Source organism: Bacillus sp. BB081, assembly GCF_008368895.1.
GTDB classification, from domain to species: Bacteria; Bacillota; Bacilli; order Bacillales; family Bacillaceae_G; genus Bacillus_A; species Bacillus_A wiedmannii.
Map to the genome: position 1 here is coordinate 1 of NZ_QOZX01000080.1, position 3,872 is coordinate 3,872.

At 34.6% G+C, this 3,872-nt stretch carries 6 protein-coding genes and 3 pseudogenes; 3 read left to right on the forward strand and 6 right to left on the reverse strand.

What is annotated here, in order from left to right; translation table 11 throughout:
* Together DN394_RS24975 and DN394_RS24980 are read left to right on the forward strand one after the other, a co-directional pair.
* Positions 1-206 (forward strand): annotated as a pseudogene (locus tag DN394_RS24975) (hypothetical protein); the annotation flags it as partial.
* 139 nt (positions 207-345) lie between these two features.
* Positions 346-780: a hypothetical protein gene (locus DN394_RS24980; RefSeq protein WP_149294347.1), complete on the forward strand. Its 435-nt coding sequence runs from the start codon at positions 346-348 to the stop codon at positions 778-780.
* Between the two features lie 120 nt (positions 781-900).
* Here the strand turns inward: DN394_RS24980 and DN394_RS24985 are convergent, their stop codons facing one another.
* From DN394_RS24985 to DN394_RS24995, 4 genes are read right to left on the reverse strand one after another with little or no spacing between them, the layout of a single operon-like run.
* The gene (locus DN394_RS24985; protein WP_046959663.1) at positions 901-1,746 is read right to left on the reverse strand and encodes a GH25 family lysozyme; all 846 of its coding nucleotides are present in this window, start codon (positions 1,744-1,746) and stop codon (positions 901-903) included.
* Complete coding sequence (locus DN394_RS24990; protein WP_088122339.1) at positions 1,746-2,186, reverse strand: phage holin family protein; 441 nt, start codon at positions 2,184-2,186, stop codon at positions 1,746-1,748. Before DN394_RS24990 ends, DN394_RS24985 begins: the two co-directional genes overlap by 1 nt.
* 34 nt (positions 2,187-2,220) lie before the next feature.
* Complete coding sequence (locus tag DN394_RS29105; protein WP_170955577.1) at positions 2,221-2,370, reverse strand: hypothetical protein; 150 nt, start codon at positions 2,368-2,370, stop codon at positions 2,221-2,223.
* Positions 2,371-2,376: 6 nt separating this feature from the next.
* The gene (locus DN394_RS24995) at positions 2,377-2,937 is read right to left on the reverse strand and encodes a hypothetical protein (protein ID WP_149294348.1); all 561 of its coding nucleotides are present in this window, start codon (positions 2,935-2,937) and stop codon (positions 2,377-2,379) included.
* Between DN394_RS24995 and DN394_RS25000 the strand changes: the two are divergent.
* Positions 2,875-3,111 (forward strand): annotated as a pseudogene (locus DN394_RS25000) (tyrosine-type recombinase/integrase); the annotation flags it as partial. The gene DN394_RS24995 and the pseudogene DN394_RS25000 overlap by 63 nt on opposite strands.
* A 37-nt stretch (positions 3,112-3,148) precedes the next feature.
* On the opposite strand, the gene DN394_RS25005 reads toward DN394_RS25000, so the two are convergent.
* Together DN394_RS25005 and DN394_RS25010 are read right to left on the reverse strand one after the other, a co-directional pair.
* On the reverse strand, positions 3,149-3,598 hold the full coding sequence (locus tag DN394_RS25005) for a DUF6884 domain-containing protein (RefSeq protein WP_149294349.1): 450 nt from the start codon (positions 3,596-3,598) through the stop codon (positions 3,149-3,151).
* 20 nt (positions 3,599-3,618) lie between these two features.
* A pseudogene (locus DN394_RS25010) lies at positions 3,619-3,872 on the reverse strand (peptide ABC transporter permease); the annotation flags it as partial.

Below are 3,872 nucleotides of genomic sequence, written 5' to 3' on the forward strand. Positions count from 1 at the left end.
GTAAATACAGTATTTATCTAGATGAAAAATATTACTGTAAATCTCTCGATGATTATACTGGACAAGTATTTCCGTTCTTGAGCGCTAAAATAGGAAAAGGTCTTCTCAGAAACTTAAATTACTATTTCTCTTACGTTGATGCCTATGATAAAAAACCACCCGTTAAAGAAATTAGGCCACTTATGAAACAAGTAACGAACAGATAGCGAAAAATACTCAAAAAAGAAAGCATCTAACTTCGGATGCTTTCTTTTTTTGATTCAAGGACTCGTTAACTTCTATCTCTCTTCTAAAAATATGTATCTAGGCATAGTTTAAATTAAAAACATTGGAGGATTAAACTGAATGAAATACTCAGAAACAATTGTTAGCAAACGGCTTCGAACACTTAAAATATTTAGTATGTTTATTATGCTAGTTTTAATAAATTACTTATATGAAAACGGATTTCTTCAAGAAAAGAAAAATTCAGTTGAAGTAATGAATACTAGTATTACAGGTGAAATTGAACAAAGTTTCCATGTAAACTTACAAGGTTACCGTAAAACAGATGTTAATACTATTATAGATGCAAGTAAAACCGATCCGAGCGAACTATCTTTAATTGAGATTATCAATACATCTTGTTTACGAGATTGCATAGGTGAACCCTTGGCATATGTAAACTCAAACGATGGATATATCTTTTATAAGGAGTCTACCGGAACTAATGTAGCTTTAAAAATCCAAAAACAAGACTCGTGGGAAATCGTAAAAAAATCTGTTCAAGATGGAATATAACATTAGAAAATTAAAGAGTACTTAACGTACTCTTTTTATTATTTTTTGCTTTTGATTTCTGGCAAAACTCTAAATATAATTTCCATAAAAAAGCCGCCCAACAGGACGGCTCTTATTATTTTATTTAAATGAACCCCAACTACTAACACGTTTTCCGTTACTAGTCTCACCACTTGCAATATAACCATAACCATCCGAACGTTTTTGACGTAACCAAACATATCCATCTTTTTCATAACCGAATGCATCATACTTCACTTCATCACCTGTATTCAGTGTAGCAATAACAGGAGCATCAGTTAATGGTGCGGTACGAAGTTTAATAGATGTATTTAACTTAAATACACCGTCTTGTTTTGTAAACCAACTAGAATCATATTGACTATTTGCAATTGTTTCATCTACTCCAGTAAACCATGAAAGAGGTTTATCTCCTATAAGTGAGTTAAGATCACACTTACCAATGCCAGGTACATTTCCAGTTTCAGTGTACTGCCAAATATCACAAGGATACGCTGGCTTATTATCACCATATCGCGGAATCCATACAAAATCAGCTTGTATATTACGCGCTCCAAACGAATCATACGTATGATGCCCTACATATAACCCTATCTTTTTAGCTCCTAGTCGGCGTAGTTCATCGATAAACGCCTGTGTCCCACCTTGCATATCACTCATTGTTTGCACTTCAACATCAGCTACCCAAAACTTAGCTGATTTGTCACCACGAGCCCAAAAGTCTTGCGCTTCTTTCTTGGCATCGTTGATAGATACAAAACGACAAAATGCATAATTTCCAAAAGGAATATTCCTTGATTTCATCGCTTGTACATATCCATTATACAAAGGGTCTACATAATTCGAACCATCTTGCACACGTGCAATTACTAAATCTAATTGCGGTCCTGCTACATCCCAATTAATGTCTCCATTCCACTTAGAAATATCTGCAATATAACCCATTATTCAACATCTCCTTTTTTATTATCATATTCAGAGCTTGTTTTTTTGCTCCTACCACCTAAAACTTCAACTGCGTTTGTTAACGCTGAAGGTAACGGGATTCCCATACGCCCAGCATTTTCTAAAAGTGAAAGTAATTCATTTCCGATAAAGAAAAAGATTGTAGCTTCACGAAGTGCGCTATTTGTTCCTACAATTGCATCTGCTTGAGCTGCTGCTGCGACCAAAAGAAAAAGCACCACCTTTTTGGCGATGCCTTTAAATCCAACTTTACTTTTCAACTCTCCATTAAATCCTGCTGCGATTACTCCTGTTAAATAGTCGATAGCTGCCATGATAACCAGAACTTTCAATGTCGTATCCCATCCTCCCAAGAAATACCCACAGAAGCCACCGAATGTGACTACAAATGTTTTCATTAATACATCAATACGATCCATCTTTCCACTCCTTTTTCGCAAAATAAAAAGCCCACTATTGCGCGCTTGTAATTAAATCTTCTCTTCCTTCTTTAGTAAAGTAAGCATCGCCACGTTCCTTGTACTTCAACATAGGCCCGTCAATTACTACTTGTTGATACGTGTAATGCCTTTGAATGATCATCATCGCCATGAATTCAGCCATTTACATTCACATTCCTTTCAATGTTTGTTGCATGATGAATTCAGCCATTGCCGCCTTAGTTACTTCTAGTTCTGTTTTTAGTTTATCCATTTCAGATGGCTCGGGTTCTGGTTGTGGTGGTAATTCCGGTTTTAATTTAATCCACTTCCCATCCTTGAAAACAGGATCATAAATTAAATCTGGACAAATCTCTAAAGTACAGTTTTTAGGAATATCAGGCTCAAAACCTATAACAACATCTTCTTCGTATGGTACTTTAATAGTTTCATAATCTACTTGTCTCATCACGCAATCATGACAATCGTATTTACTAATTGGTTCATCGGTATTATATTCACTATTATTTCCGTCTTCGTCAGTAATTATAATTTTAGGAGGTTCTTTACAGGTCCCATCCTCAATCGATTGATGAAGCTTACATAATTTCTCTTCCGTGACAACTTCTTTCGTTTCTTCTCTGTAGAATGTTTGTTTCTCTGTGATCGCCTTTTCTTCTAAGGGAGTAATTTTCGTTATTTTTTCAAACAAACGACTATACGTGTTGGTTTGCCACAAATTAGAGTACATGATTTAAGACATACACATGCGACGATGTTAATTAAACAAAACGTGAATGTGAAACTAATCTCATCACGCTTAGGGCATGCATCAATTAAAACAACGCTCGATATCTATTCTCATGTATTACCTAGTATGGACAAATCAATATCTGATGAATTAGAAAAGATTATAAAAATGTGACCGGTCTTGTGACCAATCACATCTATAATACCATTCCTTATAATTCCTTCCCATCCGCCACAGCCCCTTTCAACCTCTGCAACATATACCCAATTCCTTTACATCCTGCTAACGGATACGTAATAATTTCTTCTGCATATAATTGTGTCATTACTTTCTTATGCTTCTTACCTGCAAGTAAAACGATTTCATCAAACTGAAGCAAGTCTTTTTCAATCATCTGTTGTTTTAATTGTTCCACGCTAATAATCTCATCGCTTTTTGAATCAAATGCAAGGTCATAGTTTTCTAGAACAATATCATTTGGTCTTAAAAATCCATGCTTCGCCGATAAGATAACCCAATTCTCGAAAAACATAGTTGCATACGCCTGACATGCTTTTCCGAACGGGCTAATATATACATCCTTTGCCTCCATCGGTCCGTAATCTGGATACTTATCCCAAATTTTCTTTTTCCCGCATGGAATTATGCATAACCTCTTCATCGTTATTTCTTACCTCACTTCTAACTGTTTAAATATAAAAATATAGAATTCTCTTCTTCTTCATATTCAGCTTCTATATCACCAATACCCACTACGTTCCATCCATTATTTGTTTCTATCGGTTTTTCATTCATTATAATATGAACTTGTGTCATATTTTTAAAATCTTCTTTAAAAGATGCTAAAACAGGTTGATCTATCATATATGTTTTATTATGTATACTTACACTTAAAAAAGTTTTATGTAACACTTTATTTTTGTTTAATTTTACAT

Excerpts from the sequence above, each read along its gene's own strand:
- DN394_RS24980 (WP_149294347.1), top strand. The coding sequence starts at position 346 with ATGAAATACTCAGAAACAATTGTTAGCAAACGGCTTCGAACACTTAAA.
- DN394_RS24985 (WP_046959663.1), bottom strand. The coding sequence starts at position 1,746 with ATGGGTTATATTGCAGATATTTCTAAGTGGAATGGAGACATTAATTGG.
- DN394_RS24990 (WP_088122339.1), bottom strand. The coding sequence starts at position 2,186 with ATGGATCGTATTGATGTATTAATGAAAACATTTGTAGTCACATTCGGT.
- DN394_RS29105 (WP_170955577.1), bottom strand. The coding sequence starts at position 2,370 with ATGGCTGAATTCATGGCGATGATGATCATTCAAAGGCATTACACGTAT.
- DN394_RS24995 (WP_149294348.1), bottom strand. The coding sequence starts at position 2,937 with ATGTACTCTAATTTGTGGCAAACCAACACGTATAGTCGTTTGTTTGAA.
- DN394_RS25005 (WP_149294349.1), bottom strand. The coding sequence starts at position 3,598 with ATGAAGAGGTTATGCATAATTCCATGCGGGAAAAAGAAAATTTGGGAT.